Here is a 16,683-nt window from a genome sequence, read left to right as displayed (position 1 = left end):
CATACCAAAATCGCGACAAGCTCTGTGAATTGATTCCGGGAGCGGGGTATCTTAACCCAAACGACCCGCAACGCAGAATTCTGGCTCAGATAACGAATGGCGTGTCGAGGGCTGACCTTGGTGAGATCCTCGACCGGTTCAGGGAGGTGGGGGCAGGATCGAAGGTCGACTCGTGGGTTGGCAGCGGGCCAAACCAACCGATCGAGCCAAGGGACGTCGAAGCGGCGATGGACGAAGGTACACTCACGTCCATTTCGATGCAGACGGGTCTTTCGCGCGAGGAGCTAATCCGAAGGATTGCGCGGGATCTACCCGAGACAGTCAACGAGATGACGCCGAATGGTGAATGGCCGTCTGAGCCGACACAAGGCTTGGATAAGTCGACCCTGCTCGAGGATGTATCCTAGACCGCCTAGTCCAGCCCCGCCTGGTCGGCGAGATAAAAGATGGCCTTCGGATTACCGGGTACCGCCTCGCTGAACTGGATCCTGCTATTCGGCTGGATGATGCCGAACAGGATTTCGCGGCGCGACTTGCAGCCGATGTCGCGTAGATCGTGGCCGTCGACATGCATGATGTCGAAGGCGCCGAGGATCATGGCGTAGGGGTCGCTGAACCGCCTTCTGCAGCGCGGCGAAGTCGTGCAGCCCTGCCTCATTGGTGACGACCGCCTCGCCCTCGACGTTCTTGACCTCGAGCTCCCTCGCGGCTTCGACGAGGCCGGTGTATTTGCTCGTCCAGTCGCCGGCGGGTTTGGTGAAGACACGGATGTCGTCGGGGCTGTTGACGACGATCTGGGTGCGGTAGCCGTCGAGCTTGATCTCGTGAATCCAGTGTTCGCCCTCGGGTGCTTCGGGACCAGCTTGGGCTCGATCGGCGGAATGAATTCGAGGCGGCCCCTGCTACTCAGTGGTTTACGCACGGAATCGAGTCTAGGCCCGATCGCACTGGCGACTAGGAGAACGTACCCATGATCATTTTATTTAAATTAGCAATGATGCATGAACGGGCGTATAGTCCAGCCCAGCCGTGGCGAACGCTCTCAGCCGGTAGGTGCAGCGGCCAAATCGTCGTCTCCCAAATGCCGTCGGGCTATCCCAACAGGTTATGACGGGTGACGACTTGAGACGGGATAAGCACAATCCGCCAACTATGAGGGGCAAAATCAACGGGTCGCCGGACAACGACGAACCGGGGCATTTGGAGTTCTGTCCAATTTGCGGGCAGACATTCGATAAGCGAAACCTTGTCGAAGTGCTGCATCATCACCTTCCAGAGCATGAGCCGTTCGCGATGGATAGGTGACGCACATAGAAGCCGCCCCGGTTTTCTCGCCGCACGTGCCAGGACGGAATTTCGAACTGAACCGCATAGCGCGGGGGGGCACGCGAGCCACTTGTCCGATCACCCGCTCAGAAATTTCTCGCAAACATTCCCGAGGAACAAGTCCGGCCCCTAGATGGTTCGGTCGTATGCAGCATGCAGGTTCGGCCATGGTTGAGGTCGACAAAAGGAAGCAGAAGGTTATCGCCGACCTTATACGACGGTGGATCACGTCAGAAGCCATCCGTGACTACCTCCGCAAGGCGCTAAACCTTCCGGTAGAAGAGGGGCTGCCGGACGAACATAAGTCTTTGCTTGACGAAATTGGTCAGGCCGACAAAGAGTGAGCACGTGCTAGCTGTGAACTGCCCACGATGTTTGGTTAAAAACGTACGCGGCCAGACTCATCGCCCTGATCGGCTTAGAGTTTTTTCCGTAGGGAGTGCTCTCATGCTGCCGTTGCCCCACGCCGTCGATCCAAGGTAGTTGCTGAGGCGGCGTCCTCGATCAGTTCGGCTATTAGCGTGCGGACGTAAGTCGCGTAATCGGGGTACGTTGCGTTAGGGAGCCCTTAGTTCGTCGCAATTCAACACTGTTTGTCATGCAGAACGAAGGTTGGCAGTAGACGAGAGCCTCCGCAGAACCCGCTTTCTCGGTTAGTGAGGCAATGATGCCGATAACGCCCGCCGCTTGGCGTTGGATTCTGTTAATCTAAGTCCCATGATTTGCGGCCTCGGACGGAAGAGACCGAGGCCCGCTTCTCTAGGAACAATCTCACAGTTCGGCAGTTCTCTTTTGTCACAAAGGAGATTGAAAATGTCAGAGTCGCGAGAATGGCTGGTGCAATGGCTTCGGGACGCTCATGCCATGGAGGAGCAGGCCGAAACAATGTTGAACGGGCAGCTAAGCCGCATTGAGAACTACCCCGAACTCAGCGACCGAATGCGCCTGCACCTTGATGAAACGAGACAGCAGGCTGCTCGGCTGAAAGCCTGTCTCGACCGGATGGATGAGGGTTCGTCCACAATGAAAGATGCTGGCGGAAAGGTGACTGCCATGGCGCAGTCGTTGAGCGGCTTCTTTGCCGCCGACGAGGTGATGAAGGGTTCCCTCGCGAGCTATACGTTCGAACACATGGAAATCGCCTCCTACACTATCCTCATTGCCGCCGCCGAATCGCTGGGCGAAACCGAGGTCGTGCGGGCTTGCGAAGACAACCTCCGAGAGGAGGTCGCCATGGCGGAATGGTTAAAAGACCATCTCCCGTCGACAACCGAGGAGTTCCTCGCGAGGGCCGAAACGGAAAGCGACACTGCTAAGCGGTGATCTGCGGCACTGGCTGAGCGGTGCCTCGTCGGACGCGCAGCCCGTCACTCCAGTCGGGCACGTCGCGGTCGAAGGCGGTGACCACAATCAATTGGGAACCTTCTGCTGCGGTAGGAGCTCTCTCGCATGCTGACTGCCTTCCTCTGCCGCCAACCTGTTCGGTGTCGCTGCGACCATCTTCGGAGGTGCCATCCCCTGCTAAACTCATGACTCCAAGTAGCGGCCGCTAGGGCCAGCCCACGCTCCAGGGCAGCGTTGGCGACGAGAAGCGCCTTGACTACTTCTCTGGCCCCACCATGGGCAGCTATGGCCTCGTTGGTCGCAAGCTTCCAGTCGGCGGCATCAAGTTGCTGTTCCTGCGATCTCCGCTTTGTTGTCCCGTACCTGTTGGTCTCTCTGGGGCTGTAGCAGCACGTGTTGGTGGAAGTCGTAGGCTCGGCACCGAATGGAAGCTCAGCAATGCCCGGGGCTGGGCAGCTTCTGATATTCAATGCTTGGTTCTGCGAAAGTAAGCGCAGGTTCCAGCCGAGTGACCTGAAGGGAATCTTCGGGGACATTGAGCCGGAATCGTGGGGGTGAGCTGCGAGCGACTGCGGAGGTTTCCATCATCAAGGCGACTGCATGGCCGGCCGGCCCTGGGCAATTTAAGCACTGGATCGGAGGTCTTACGTGGCGCGCGCTAACCCATTCACTTTCTTTGCGGCCCCGAAGCGGCGTCGGCGAGCGCCTGGCTTGCGAGTTTTGCTTTGATGTCGCGCGCCATCCGCAGATGCTCGAGCACAGTCGGCAAAGTATCTGAGGCGAAATGCTGGAGGTCGGCATCCTGGCCCGAACCGATCTCCCACTCGAGTAGTTGCACAGTCTTCTGGTGATCGGTGATCTGGCCGCTGATATAGGCAAGGTCGAACGAAGCCCCTTCGAGCTTTTCGAGCTTGGCGCGCAGCTGCTTGTGCTCGTCGTCGAGCCCCTGCGGCAGTGGGATCTTGTCGGCTTCGGCAAGCGATTTCAGTTTCACGTTTGCCGCTGAGTGGTCGTCGACCGTGCGGCTGGCAAATTCCTTGATGGCGGAATGGCTGGATTTTTTCGCAAGATTACCGACATCGACTTCTGCCGTGCCGCCGGCCAGGAAGAGCTGCGCGAACAGCCGGTCCTGATAGTTCGTCTGATGCGGGATGGGCTGACCCGGCGAGTCCATCAATGTGTCCGGGGCATTGCCGGCCGGATTTCCGATCTGCGCAAAGAGAGGCGATGCGCAGAGTGCCGTCAGGCCCAAGGTCGTTGCAAGAACACGCATGAAAACCTCCACCGAAGATGTGCCGACCGGCCGGCCCGCCGCCTGTCAAAGTGCGAGCATATAGGCGACGAGATCATCCTTCTCGTCCTGGGTGAGCTTGACGCCGAGCACCAGGTTGAAGAACTCCACCGTATCGGCCAGCGTCATCAGACGGCCGTCATGCAGATAGGGTGGCGTGTCCTTGATGCCGCGCAACGTAAACGTCTTGATTGGCCCGTCGGGCAGTTCCACCATGTCATTGACGGTCCGCCCGGGTTTGTAGAAGCGCTCCAGTTTCAAATCGTGCATGTTGTTGTCCATGAACGATGTTTGTGGGTCATGGCATGCCGAGCAGCGGCCCTTGCCCATGAACACCCGCTCGCCCGCCAGTTCCTTTTCGCTGGCCACGGCGGGATCGAGCTTTCCGAACGCATCGAGCTTCGGCGCCGGCGGAAAGTCGATGATGTTCTGCATCTGCGCCATCATCGCCACCTGATTGGTGCGGTCTGGCAGGTTGACGCCCTTCCTGGTGGCGCTGACATGGTCGCCATTGAAATAGGCGGTGCGCTGCTCGAATTCGGTGAAATCCTCGACCGAACGCAACGACCGTTTCGATCCATGAATTTGCTGGTTGAACAGGCCGCGCAGGCTGGTCGAATCGAGGCGGAAGCGCGCTGCCTGCGGCCTGATATCGGGCGTTAGATGAAAGGCGGCATTGGTGTTGAAATTGGCGTGGCAGTCGAGGCAGGCCACTCCCATGCTTTGCCCAGCCACCTTGCGGTCCTCGGTTTGGTTGAATTCCTCCTGCGGGAACGGCGTCAATAGAAGCCGCAGACCCTCCATCTGCACCGGCGTGATGATGCCGTTCATGATTTCGTAGTAGTTGCGGATGGTCAGCAGCTCGCCGCGTGACACGTCGCCGAGCTCCGGATGAGTGGTCAGGAATATGGGTGACGGGAATTCCGGGGTGAGGTAATCGGGAAAATCGAAGTCGACGTCGAAGCGCCTCAGGTCGCGTCCTTCCTGCCGGCCGACCTCGCGGATCTCCCCTTCCGGAAAGACCTGGCCTCCGGCCGCCTGTTTGACATGCGGCAGCGGCAGGAACCCGCCAGGCAGCAGATCGCGGTCGCGGATCTCGCCAGGGCTCATCTCCGCCAGGCCCTGCCAGGTTTGGTCCTTTGCCAGCTTCACGCGGACGCCCTCCTGGACCGGCTTGGTGCCACCGGACATTTTCACGCCCGGCATCGGACGGTCCGAAAGGTCGTATCGCGCGTCCAGCAAGGCCTTCTGGCGCGCCATCACGCGTGGCTTCTGTGCCTCGTCGTCGGCCTTGACTGCCGAGAACGGACGGGCCGGCAGCGGCCGGTAAGTGAGATCGGGCGGCAGCGGATCCGATAAGGCGCTGAGGCTGGCGGCAATAACGACAAGCGCGCACGGAACGCCCGCATTCCACACTCTGCGCATTTTTGCCTCCTGGCTGGATTTACGCCGAACCGCACCGCGCGCGATTTGTTCCCCCGCGGGAAAAAGCACAGTTTCGGGTCGGGTATCTTGGGACGGGTGCGATAATTCGTCACTTATGACCTCTGCCCGCCAACTGAGATTTGGTCGAAACTCCCCAAGAATCTACGCCAGTTTCGCCCGGTGGGGCCAGCAGCTTGGAGCGGGGATCTTGGAGGGCCGCTAGGCGTGACTAGCGAGCCTTAGGGTGCTCGCCTTCGAGCGAACTCGTGCGCTCAAGCAAATGGGAACGAGCCATGCGAACGAAGTACGTGGCGTGCTGCCCAGTACCCAGCCACAAGGCGCCCCGCAATCGGTCAACGCATCTGGCACGGCACTGCACTTGATGTCTGAGCTTGGGCGGCGCGGCTAACCTATGTATTCGCCTCTGTCCTCAGCTTTTGCGCCGCTTGGACACTTCTTCTCCCGACATTGGCTTCCCTGGTACGGTATTTTCGCCAATGCCAGACTTGGATGAAAATTATAAAGAAGGCCTGCAGCGACAAGCACCAAAAGCGTGCCGAGCGCGGCCATCTGCCACAGACCAAGCCCGCACGCCACGCCAATTGCGCCAGACAGCCACAGGCCCGCACCGGTCGTCAGCCCGTGGATCTCGCCTCTCGAAAACAAGATCGATCCGGCAGCAGGAACGCGACGCCAGTGACCGCTTCGACGACGCCAATCGGATCGACCTTTACGGAATCCTGCAGAAATATCGGCGCGTGAACGATTTCCATCGTCAGAATGCCGAACGTAGCCGCTGCCACGCAGACCACAACATGCGTCCGAAGCCCTGCAGGCCGATTCGCCATTCGCGTTCGAAACCGATCGCAGCACCGAAGATCGACGCCAGTAGAAGCCTCCGCAGTGACGGGAAACTGGACGTATGTCGGATGGCCGAATTCTTGGAGAAGTTGTTGCATGAGTAACCTAGGTTGCCCGACACAACGTGATCGGGATGGCCCGGTTCCCCAAGCGCTGCGGGTGCCGCGGCTGTGCGGTGTTTTGACATTTCGACCTTGGGGTGTCGGATTATTTGCATGCAAACGACATTTGCGACGCTATTCTCCCCTTCCTCAACGTACCATTCTGGGAGGAATGCATGGCTGCGCATGAGCAACATGCCGTTGAAATCGTGAGGGCGAAAGAGTGGTCGGTTCGCGTGACGGTCAGTGGTACGACTACCACGGTTCCTTTCACAGCTGAGAGCTACGCGCGCTCGTTTGCAGACGGTCAGGCGTTCCGGCTGGGCGTTCAGGTCGCGGAGCTCAAAAGGTCGGCTTAGCAGCGGGGTTTGTCCCAACGTCACGGCGCCCCGATCAGCCCACGTATCTCCGACAGCGTGGGTCACATGGTGCCGCCAGGCGCCGGGCGGCCTGAGGAGCCCGGATAGCGACCCCAACTCGCAACCTGCATCGTGGCATTCCGTCGAATCGCTGAAGAAAGTCGCGGAGCCAGCGCTTTAATTGGTGGCTTCGGCTGCGGCCACAGGCTCGTTCGTCGCGTCCGGCAGGTCACTCAGGAGTACGCTGGCACGAGTCTCGTATCGCGTAAAGGCAACGCCATAGTGAAACGCAGGCCGTCTGGATCGTAATGCAGTTCGATCTTTGCATTGCACTGCACTGTAACCACCCTTTCGAGCAATGTCGTTCCAAAGCCTCGTCGAGTCGGCGGCTGCACAATGGGGCCGTCCCGCTCCTGCCAATGAAGATGCAGGATCTGCTCACCTGCGGAATCTGGTATCCACCATTGCACTTCAAGGCGACCTTGCGGGCGCGAGAGGGCGCCGAATTTTGCCGAGTTGGAGGCAAGTTCATGAAACGCCATGCCCACAGGTATCGCAATGTCCGCGACGAGGGCCACATTCGGACCATGCAGTGTTATTCGCGGCTCGCCATGGATCTCGTAGTGCCTCAGTTCCGCCTCAAGCAACTTCTGTAAAGAGGCCGTCTGCCAATAGTCGTCTGTAAGCATTGAGTGCGTGTCGGCAAGCGACACGATTCTTGCGGAGAAATCACGCACGAAGCTGTCGACGCTATCGCTGGACCGGGCCGTCGCTCCCATCATCGCTCTCACGTTGGCCAGGGTGTTTTTGACCCGGTGATGAAGCTCGCGGATCAAGAGCTTTTGACGATCTGCGACCTCCTGTTTCTGTTCAAGGTGGGACTTGACCTCGAGCTGGCGTGCACGGGCGCGCAACGCCGACCGCACCGAATTGGCCAGGCTTGAGGCCAGGAAAGGCCTTTCGAGAACGATGAGATACCGATCCAGAAACGCAAGACGCTTGTCGAATTCCGTTCCCCGCCTTGCCAGAAGAACTACTGGAAAATCAGACCACGCAGGTTGGTTCTGCAGCCAGGCGGCGAATTGGCTCCGGTCGGAATTGATGAGCGCTTCTTCGGCGACGACGAGGCAGTGTGCGCTGTCGAGAAGCCGCAAAACCTCATCCAGATTTGCACAGATGCGTGTGCCGATCCCGTGTTTTGCCAGAATCGAGGCGGCTAGCTGAGCGTCTCGACCAACCGGGGCGAGCACGAGTACGACAGGTTCTTTCGGCGTCATGGCTTCTTGTCAGCGAGCAGATCGCTTTGTTTGCCCTCAAAAAAGGGCACGCCTGTAAGTATTCCCCTGAATTGGTCGAGCGGCTCGCCGACAGCTATGCCCTGGCTGCTGACCATGAATTCACGAATAGTGTCCTCATGAGGGCCAACTCGCCTCTTCACCACTGAAATCGCTCGTCGGATGCGACCGCCACTTTCGAAAAACCTCAGCAACATCACTGCATCAGACAGATAGGTCATGTCGATTGGCGCCGCCGTCTGGCCGATCAGCCCGTGATTGGCGAGCAGCAGGATCGTGACGACGCCCTTCTGGTTGAGGTAGGTGAGGATTTCATGCATCTGCAGCACAAGGTGCTGCTCTTCGGAGATCGAATTCAGATACCCTGTGAGGCTGTCGATCACTACGATCCGGGCATCAAACCGCTCGACTGCGATCTGGATCTTTGATGACAATTCGCCGGGTGAAAGATCGGCCGGGTCGATCTGTTCGAGCAGGAGCATTCCGTCTTGCAGGAAGGCCTTGAGATCCATACCGACGCCGGCTGCACGTCCCAGGAAAATGCGATCAGTTTCATCGAACAGCAGAACCAGGACGCGCTCACCGCGCTGAAGCGCTGCATGACAGTAGGAGCAGGCTATGGTGGACTTCCCCACACCCGAAGGGCCGGTCAACAGCGTGCTTGTGCCCCGATCGAGGCCACCGCCGAGCAGAGTGTCCACGGCATTTCCGCTTAAGGCCGGCGAGCCGTGTTCGGCTTCAGGGTGCTCGGCGGCGACCAGTCGCGGAAAGACCGTGACCCCGCCCGGCCGGATGACAAAGTCGTGGTAACCGCCACGTATTTGCACCCCACGCATCTTTATCACCCGCAGTCGCCGCCGCTCGCCACCGTAGGTCGGGGTCAGTTGCTCCATGCGGATGACCCCATGGCTGATCGAATGCAGGTTGAGGTCATCCTGCTCGGCCGTGAGGTCGTCGAGTAACAACACCGTCGCATGGTTGAGCAGAAAGAAGCTTTTCAGCGCCAAGACCTGCCTGCGGTAGCGTAGCGAGCCCTGCGAGAGCAGCCGGATTTCGGAAAGGGAATCGAACACGACGCGCTGTGGCTTAATACGGTCGATCTCAGCCAAGGCCGCCTGCACCGTCTCCCCGAGTTCCAGGTCAGAAGAATGCACGAGCGTCTGCAACTGGGAAGGATCAAGGCTGAGTTCTGGAGGAACGAGTTCCAGAATTTCTATCCCAGCCAGAGTCCAGCCGTGCCTGCTTGCCACGGATAGGAGTTCGCGCTTGCTTTCGGATAGCGTAATATAGAGGCATTTTTCGCCTTGCGAGGCCCCCTTGATAAGGAACTGAAGACCGAGCGTGGTCTTGCCGGAACCGGGCCTTCCCTCCACGAGGTGTGACCGAAATTTGGCATAACCCCCGCGCAAGACATAGTCGAGGCCTTCTACGCCGGTCGCTAACGGTGAGGCGTCATCTTCGTTCACGTTGCCCCTCATGTACCTTGCTGAACAGCGTAACGATTGTCAGTTTTGATGGTTCCAGAAGACCGCAAGGCGCTGGATAAGAGGACAAGAGCCTCCTCTACAAACTGCTCACGACGCCGTTCGGTGAGGCTGATCGCTGCTAGGGCCCCAGCGACCAGTAGCTGCAAAGGGGCCCGTTTTGCTCGGCAGGAGGCGATAGTTAAATTCGTACAGCAACGATGACACACCGGGGGCGTTCGCACGCCATGCATTCTGAGTTTCTAAAGCTGCAGCAGGTATTGGGACGCGGCGGTTTGGTGCAAGCCGGTCGGGGTCCGGCAGACGTGCTGCTCCAGCTTCGGAAGGTTTGGATTGGACATGGGGGGAATGTGATCGCGAATTGTTGTCTCGAGCGGCCGGTGTCGCCGGACAGCACTGAGCATCCATGTGCAAACTTGCGATAGCAACCAAAGTAGGTCCACAAGTCTTGTCTTCCGTTTTGTCGTCAGACGTGCTCATCCGCAAAATTCGATCAATCGCTGATATCAGCGACGATGACGCCGCGATCCTGCGGGGCATACCGACTCAGGAAAAGGACGTCGCAGCCAATCAGGATATCGTCTCGGAAGGCGATAGCCCTGCAAACTCGGTTGTGGTTTTGGACGGCCTGGTCTGTTCGTCCAAGTATACTGGTCAGGGAAGACGGCAGATCACCAGCTTCTTTGTCGCAGGCGATATTCCGGATCTGCATGGCTTGCACCTTTCGGTGATGGACTGCAGCTTCTCGAGCCTGACGCCAAGCAGATTAGGCTTCATCCGTCATAGCGTCCTTCGCCCAATTTGCGAACAGCATCCGCGTATCGCGACGGCATTCTGGCGATCGACCCTCATCGACGCCTCCATCTACCGGGAATGGGTCACCAATGTCGGGCGACGCGAGGCCTATGCCCGCACAGCCCACATCCTATGCGAGCTTATCGTGCGTTTGCGGTCTGTCGGACGCATCGAGGACCACGTAGCGGATCTCCCGATCACGCAGGCCGCTCTTGGCGATGCTCTCGGCTTATCGACAGTTCACGTGAACCGGACCCTCCAGGAACTCCGCGGCGACGGTCTGATTGCTACCTCAGGTACAAGGCTGCGTGCTCTCGACTGGCCCCGCCTGGTCCGAGCAGGAGACTTCGATCCGACGTACCTGCACCAAAGGGACCTTGCTTAGCTTTTGATGAGGATGCCGATCGCATGCGACGATATTTTTTTGACAGCGGCGATGCTGAGCATCTTGTTGAAGACGACATGGGCCTCGAATGCGAAGGGATCGCGGCAGCCCGCCAGGCAGCTGTCGAGGGTCTGGTAGACTTGGCACGGGAAACACTGGGAGGCTCGGAGCAGCAACAGCTGCTGGTGGATATTCGTGACGAGAGCGGGCGAAAGATCCTGAGGCTCAGCTTGATTCTCAAAATTGAAAAGCTTGAACTCAGCGCTTCGGGATGAGTTTGGAATAGCCATTTTGCTGCTCCCAGCATGGCAATTGAGGCGGGCGATTTGCTCGTTCGGTACGTCGTTCTTGCCGCCGGTCCCACTACAGGCGCCTCGTGTCGGCGCCAAATGGGTACGACTGCTACAATGTGGCCGGCCTGCAAGACAGACAAACTCCGGCTTAACGAATGTGAATGCTTGAGCCCATGCCCCGGGGCAAGGTGGCGGGAGGTGCCTGTAGGTGCCCGCTGAATCAGGCCCAGTCGCAATCTCTCTGCGAAGCCTGTTTCTTGAGTTGTTCAACAGAGCCCAACCAACACTCTGAGGGAGGCCGATTTTGTCACACAGGGGCGATACCTTGGCTCAGGAGGCCACTGGTGAACTTTCCATCGTCGAGTTCATTCCCGCATTGCGCGCTTTCGCCCGCGCTTTTTGCCAGGTCCGGGAAGATGCCGACGATCTGGTGCAGGAAACGTTAGCGAAAGGGCTGGCCAACATCGATAAGTTCGAGCCCGGAACGCGAATGAAGTCATGGCTCTTCACGATTATGCGCAACACCTACTATACGCGCGTCAGGGCTGCCACGAGGGAAGCACCAGGTATCGTTGACTGCGCCTCGCTTGCACCCGTTTCGCAGCCTGCACAGGAATGGTCGATGCAAAGCAAGGAGGTCCACCGGGCCGTTCAAAGCTTGCCAAAATCTCAGAGCGAAGTGCTGATGCTGGTAGGGGTGCTTGGTGTCAGCTACGAAGAGACTGCAGTGATATGCGGTTGCGCCGTTGGAACGGTCAAAAGCCGGCTCAGTCGCGCACGGGCAGGCGTGCTCGAGTTTCTGGGCGAAAAATCAGCACAGGAGCTGACAGAAAGACGCGATTACCTGCGCGATGGGCGATTGGCTACAACAATGGCCGGCAACGCCTTACCCGCGAGCGCCGGCCATGAGCCGTTCCGGTGACGGCGCTCATTGCAACTAGTGTTGCCAGCTACGCCCTCCCACGGGAGCGCGGGCGGGTTGCGGCCGTTCTGTCCCGGGATGGGAAGGTGAGACGTGGATAGAAAGACGTCGAATGCCGGAGGAGCTGAACAGCTCGAGCAATTTGAGCGCGCTTCTGCGAAACAGTGCGAACTCGCAACCGGAGGAGAGGGCGACACACCGCCAGCTGCCGCAGTCGCTGCGGCATTGATCAGTGTTTTGGAGACCGATCGAAACCGGGACATTTTCCATGTCGCGAGTTGCGAACGCGATGCAGCTGACATCACGCAGGCATTGCGCCACTTTCTCCCAGGAGCTGACATCCTGTATATGCCGCCCTGGGATTGCCTGCCCTTCGACAGGGTGTGGCCCACTCGCGCCACCATGGGGCGGCGGATAAGCGTCCTGCAAGCTGTTGCTGCCCCTCCAAAAGGTCCCCGCATCACGGTTACTTCGGTCGAATCTGCCCTGCAGCGGGTACCTCCCCCCTCCCTAAGCGACCAAGGTTTCGTCACCCTGCAGATCGGACAGAAGGTGGACCTGGGGGCACTTCGCGTGTTGGCTGAGAGAACAGGCTATGTTGTCGACGATCGAGTCGATGAACCAGGCGAGATAGCCGTCCGCGGCGATCTTGTCGATATTTTCCCTGCCGACCGTGACGGCCCAGTACGTGTTGTGCTGGGTCCTAACGGCGCCATCTCTGAACTCAAGATATATGACCCAATCACTCAACGAAGCGAGCGATCTCTGCACAGAGTCGTGGTTGGCCCGGCATCGGAGCTCATGTTGCAAGCCGGCAACGAGTTCGACCGCTCAGCGATGCGCACGATCCCCATCGAGGAACGCCTGGTCTCGCTCTATTCTGACCTGCCAGCGCTTTTCGATGTCGCGTCGACAGCCTCCATCTGCTTCCTGGCTGGACTGGAAGAAATCGGGCTTGCTCGCGTGTTAGACCTCATTGAGGATGCCTGGCGCGGCAGACAGCAAGTATCAGCGACGGCGGGGTTGGCCGCGAAACGATTTTATTTGTCGCGCGAAGAGTGGGATAGCGCGCTGCGGGATCGCCAGTGCTTGAGACTTACTCTGCCGGTCGGTCGAATTCCCAAATTCTACCACCTGCCGCGAGCTGGGCGCGAATTCGCCGCGTTCGCCGAGGCACGCGCAAGTTCGGGGTTTAGTGTGGTGGTGACAGGCGATGCTTCGGAACTGCGCCGAGCAGACCGGCTGATCGAGCATCAGCTCGATCACAAGATGGAGCCAGTCGCCGACTGGCGGCAAATCCTCTCGGTCAAAAGGGGCTCTCTTCTCAAGGCGGAGTTCGATCTTACGGAGGGCTTTGTCGACCCGCTGTCCCGAATTGCGGTTGTTGCGGCAGCGGACATATTCGGCCCGTCATGGACTGCAAACGCAGGGTCCCGCAGCGGCATAGTCGAACCCGACCTGCGGGTCGGCGATCTAGTTGTCCATGAAGACCACGGCCTGGGCGTCCTTGCCGCTATCGAACAAATTGAAGTGGCTGGCCTGCAACAGGATGTCGTGAAGCTTGAATACCATGGTGGCGCTTCCTTGCTTGTTCCAGTGGAGGAGTTCGGCCGCATATGGCGCTATGGATCCGAGCCAGATGCAGTAGCCTTGGACCGACTAGACGGTGAAGGTTGGAACAAGCGGCGCCAGTCTGTGGCCCGGGAGATCGAGAAGGTGGCCAAGCGGCTGGTTGCCAGGGCGAAGGCCAGGTCCCGCCAGTCCGCCGAAATGATCAAGCCGTCGCGTGCCGATCTTGCGCGCTTCGCGGCGCGATTTCCGTACGCCGAGACCCTCGACCAGACCGCTGCAATCCGAGCCGTTATGAACGACCTGTCGTCGGGCAAGACGATGAACCGGCTGGTCTGCGGGGATGTCGGCTTTGGAAAGACGGAGGTGGCGCTTCGGGCGTGTGCTGCCGCAGCATTCTGCGGCAAGCAGGTTGCTGTCGTTGCGCCCACCACGGTGCTCGCGCGCCAGCACTACGAGACGTTCTGCCGTCGTTTCGCAGGGTTCAACATCGAGGTTGCTCACCTGTCCAGGGTGGTCGGATCGACAGAGACAAGGAAAGTTAAGGACGGTCTGAGAAGTGGTAACATTGCAGTCGTGGTCGGGACCCACGCTGTTGCGGCCAAGGGGGTGGCCTTTACCAATCTCGGGCTGCTCGTAATTGACGAAGAGCATCGGTTCGGGGCCAAGCTGAAGCAATCACTGCGAGGCCTGGCGCCATGCCTCCACACCTTGACGATGAGCGCTACTCCGATACCCCGCACGCTTCAATTGGCGATGGCGGGCGTGCAGGAAGTCAGTGTTCTGAATACACCGCCTGCCAAGCGGCGTCCGGTTCGCACCATCTTGGCTCCCTTCGATGCCGGTTCGGCCAAGGCTGCTCTGTTACGTGAATACCGTCGCGGGGGACAAAGCTTCTTTGTGGTTCCACGGATAGATGACATCGGGACTGTCTTCAGACAACTGGGCAGGCTGGTTCCGCAGCTCTTGGTGAAGATCGCGCATGGCGAAATGAAAGCGCGTGAGTTGGACGAGATCGTGGTTCGCTTCGCCGCTGGCGAAGGTGACATTTTGCTGGCCACCGACATCATCGAAAGCGGACTTGATATACCGCAGGCGAACACCATTCTGGTTTGGCGGGCGGACCGTTTCGGACTTGCACAGCTCCACCAGCTTCGAGGGCGCGTAGGCAGAGGCAGACTGCAGGGCTTTGCGTTTCTGTTGACCGAGCCCGGTAAGGAATTAGCTGAAGCCACGAGGAGCCGACTTTCGGCTCTTGTGGCGCTCGACCGGCTTGGCTCTGGCCTGACCATCAGCCAAAGGGACCTCGACCTGCGCGGCGCAGGCGATCTTTTCGGCGAGGAACAGGCCGGCCACATAAAGCGGATCGGCGTAGGACTCTACCAAAGATTGCTCGAGCGTGCCTCGTCGGATGCTCGTGGCGGCCCCTCGTCTGACACACAACTTCCGGACATCAATTTGCAAGCCGGAGGGTCATTCCCAGGAAGCTATGTGCCGGAGCCAGCGATACGCCTCAGCCTGTATTCGCGGTTGTTCCGTATGAGCACGCATTCGGATCTGAATGCATTTGCCGACGAATTGGAGGATCGCTTCGGAGGCATTCCGAGCGAAGTGGCGACGCTGCTGGAGGTAACCCGACTGCGAATGGATGCAGCGCAGTTGGGCTTGAGCCAAGTCGACGTAGGACGCGAAGCGATTGCGATCACCTTTCGCACAAAACCCTCCGCGTCGGTCTGGGAGAACCTTAAAGGGGTGAATGGGTTCGAATTTCGGCGAGGCCGCTTGATCTTCAGGCCGCCAATTAAAACAGGCACTGGACAGCTGGAGGTTCTACGAAGCCTGATCGGTTCCATTCGTTCCGCGCACGCACCAGGATAACTAGTGGCGAGACCGATTGCGGGTCAAAGCACGACCCGCAATGGCCCTAGTAGCGGTCCAAGAAGGCCAGAAAATCAGTCTTGCCGGATATGATCAAAGTCCACGGCGAGACCATGCCTGACCGCACGGTCGGCGACCATGTTCGCAAGCTCCCGGTCCGAGATTGAAGCCATCCCAACGACCTGCCTTAGCGCTCTCAAGGCGAGCCCTATCGACATGACTCTATCACGCCGGCTGCGTATGCCGACATAGTGTTCCACTAGATCCTCAAGCTGTCGCACCTCGGGCCTCCACATCTGCTCTTCCAGGCCACTATGCTGAGGTTTGTGGCGTATGCATTCACATTCGTTAAGGGACTAAGACAAACGCGCCTGGCAGCCCACCGAATGCCAGGGCATGCTGGTTGCTTGCTTTCATATGTCACAGCGTCGCGCGCTGAATGATCGTTCGCTCAGCTGTCGCGCAGATCTGCGCATCTACCGACTTTCACTCCACTTACCCGAACTTGCGCGACCGGCCACTCTCTTCCTGACGCCGTCCCTTCGATGCGGGTATTTTCTGTGATTGTCTCTCAGCCCGTTCTTCATCTCTCCAAGAGGCAGGATGGCACCTTCCCACGCACCCGGACGAAGTCTGTACGGGGCACGCAATTTGTAGGAAGTGGTCGGGAACAGGAAAGATGGTTGACCGTTCCAGCTGAATGGAAAATCGTCATGCGTCAAAGCCCGACACGATTTTGGTTGTTAGTGCTGACGTGACCACTCGTTCGGCCACGGCGGACTACCTTCGACATTGTGGCTACCGAGTTATCGAGGCAAAAGATGCCCTTGCTGCTCAAGAGGCGGTGGGGCATTCCGGCTTCTACGTAGATACCATTTTATCGGACGTTGATCTGCCAGGCGGGACGAATGGGTTTCAGCTTGCCGCGTGGGTTCGGCAGAATAGAGAAGACATCAAGGTGGTGCTGTCATCGGCCGTGGAACGAACCGCCAAAGCAGCCGGTGACCTCTGCCAGGATGGCCCTCGAATCGCCAAGCCGTATGACTTGGCAATTCTCCTGGCCCGCATCAGGAGATTGAACAGCTGGCCTTTTAGAGATCTCGACCAAAGTTCCTAAGCTTGTCAGCTTCGACACCAGACAGCAACCCTGCAGGCAGACGATCCTCATACCGGAACGTCCGCAATGGACGCGGAGCCGAGATGCTCAAGCGGGCCGCTGTGACGCGGCGGACTAGAATCAGGGGTCAACCGACCGTCGCTCAACCTGTTCGCTGCCGGTGTGCCGTGGCCGAAGGAACAACAAGAGACTGGTCCAGTTAGAGCCATGGATGCGTCGATAGAAATGAAAGAGGAGA

Annotated in this window: 14 protein-coding genes and 1 pseudogene; 8 read left to right on the top strand and 7 right to left on the bottom strand. The window is 58.8% G+C overall.

Annotation, left to right across the window (positions count from 1 at the left end):
• Positions 1-407 (top strand): YidB family protein (locus NKH67_RS33045; RefSeq protein WP_353032894.1); only part of this gene is annotated, 407 nt, incomplete at its 5' end.
• 5 nt (positions 408-412) lie between these two features.
• Here the strand turns inward: NKH67_RS33045 and NKH67_RS33040 are convergent.
• The gene (locus tag NKH67_RS33040) at positions 413-658 is read right to left on the bottom strand and encodes a DNA ligase-like domain-containing protein (protein WP_353032892.1); all 246 of its coding nucleotides are present in this window, start codon (positions 656-658) and stop codon (positions 413-415) included.
• A 16-nt stretch (positions 659-674) separates the two neighbouring features.
• Positions 675-794 (bottom strand): annotated as a pseudogene (locus NKH67_RS33035) (hypothetical protein); the annotation flags it as partial.
• 699 nt (positions 795-1,493) lie between these two features.
• Between NKH67_RS33035 and NKH67_RS33030 the strand changes: the two are divergent.
• Both NKH67_RS33030 and NKH67_RS33025 read left to right on the top strand, forming a co-directional pair.
• Positions 1,494-1,670: a hypothetical protein gene (locus NKH67_RS33030; RefSeq protein ID WP_352837185.1), complete on the top strand. Its 177-nt coding sequence runs from the start codon at positions 1,494-1,496 to the stop codon at positions 1,668-1,670.
• A gap of 469 nt (positions 1,671-2,139) precedes the next feature.
• Positions 2,140-2,649: a ferritin-like domain-containing protein gene (locus NKH67_RS33025; protein WP_352642597.1), complete on the top strand. Its 510-nt coding sequence runs from the start codon at positions 2,140-2,142 to the stop codon at positions 2,647-2,649.
• 688 nt (positions 2,650-3,337) lie between these two features.
• On the opposite strand, the gene NKH67_RS33020 is transcribed toward NKH67_RS33025, so the two are convergent.
• From NKH67_RS33020 to NKH67_RS33000, 5 genes are all read right to left on the bottom strand, one after another.
• A complete protein-coding gene (locus NKH67_RS33020; protein WP_353032890.1) occupies positions 3,338-3,943 on the bottom strand; it encodes a DUF4142 domain-containing protein in 606 nt (201 codons plus the stop codon).
• Positions 3,944-3,988: 45 nt separating this feature from the next.
• Complete coding sequence (locus tag NKH67_RS33015) at positions 3,989-5,386, bottom strand: cytochrome B6 (RefSeq protein WP_353032888.1); 1,398 nt, start codon at positions 5,384-5,386, stop codon at positions 3,989-3,991.
• 405 nt (positions 5,387-5,791) lie between these two features.
• On the bottom strand, positions 5,792-6,259 hold the full coding sequence (locus tag NKH67_RS33010) for an MgtC/SapB family protein (protein ID WP_502893842.1): 468 nt from the start codon (positions 6,257-6,259) through the stop codon (positions 5,792-5,794).
• Positions 6,260-6,940: 681 nt separating this feature from the next.
• Complete coding sequence (locus NKH67_RS33005) at positions 6,941-7,984, bottom strand: sensor histidine kinase (protein WP_353032886.1); 1,044 nt, start codon at positions 7,982-7,984, stop codon at positions 6,941-6,943.
• Positions 7,981-9,480 (bottom strand): ATPase domain-containing protein, encoded by a 1,500-nt coding sequence (locus tag NKH67_RS33000; RefSeq protein ID WP_353032884.1) that lies wholly within the window; start codon positions 9,478-9,480, stop codon positions 7,981-7,983. The genes NKH67_RS33005 and NKH67_RS33000 overlap by 4 nt, the downstream gene beginning before the upstream one ends.
• Before the next feature lie 412 nt (positions 9,481-9,892).
• On the opposite strand from NKH67_RS33000, the gene NKH67_RS32995 reads away from it, so the two are divergent.
• The 5 genes from NKH67_RS32995 (at position 9,893) to NKH67_RS32975 (ending at position 16,445) form a co-directional block, all read left to right on the top strand.
• Positions 9,893-10,666, top strand: a complete 774-nt coding sequence (locus tag NKH67_RS32995) for a Crp/Fnr family transcriptional regulator (RefSeq protein WP_353032882.1) — start codon at positions 9,893-9,895, stop codon at positions 10,664-10,666.
• Positions 10,667-10,689: 23 nt separating this feature from the next.
• Positions 10,690-10,941 carry a DUF6894 family protein gene (locus NKH67_RS32990; protein ID WP_352670522.1) on the top strand — a complete coding sequence of 84 codons (252 nt, stop codon included), beginning with the start codon at positions 10,690-10,692 and terminating at the stop codon, positions 10,939-10,941.
• Between the two features lie 343 nt (positions 10,942-11,284).
• A complete protein-coding gene (locus NKH67_RS32985; protein WP_353032880.1) occupies positions 11,285-11,881 on the top strand; it encodes a sigma-70 family RNA polymerase sigma factor in 597 nt (198 codons plus the stop codon).
• A 93-nt stretch (positions 11,882-11,974) separates the two neighbouring features.
• Positions 11,975-15,328, top strand: coding sequence for a DEAD/DEAH box helicase (locus NKH67_RS32980; RefSeq protein WP_353032878.1), 3,354 nt, complete (start codon positions 11,975-11,977; stop codon positions 15,326-15,328).
• A gap of 700 nt (positions 15,329-16,028) precedes the next feature.
• Complete coding sequence (locus tag NKH67_RS32975) at positions 16,029-16,445, top strand: response regulator transcription factor (protein ID WP_353032876.1); 417 nt, start codon at positions 16,029-16,031, stop codon at positions 16,443-16,445.
• The last annotated feature ends 238 nt before the right edge of the window (positions 16,446-16,683 follow it).

This window comes from Mesorhizobium sp. M0968 (assembly GCF_040319065.1).
Taxonomy (GTDB): domain Bacteria; phylum Pseudomonadota; class Alphaproteobacteria; order Rhizobiales; family Rhizobiaceae; genus Mesorhizobium.
This window is presented reverse-complemented; position numbering and strand designations above follow the sequence as displayed.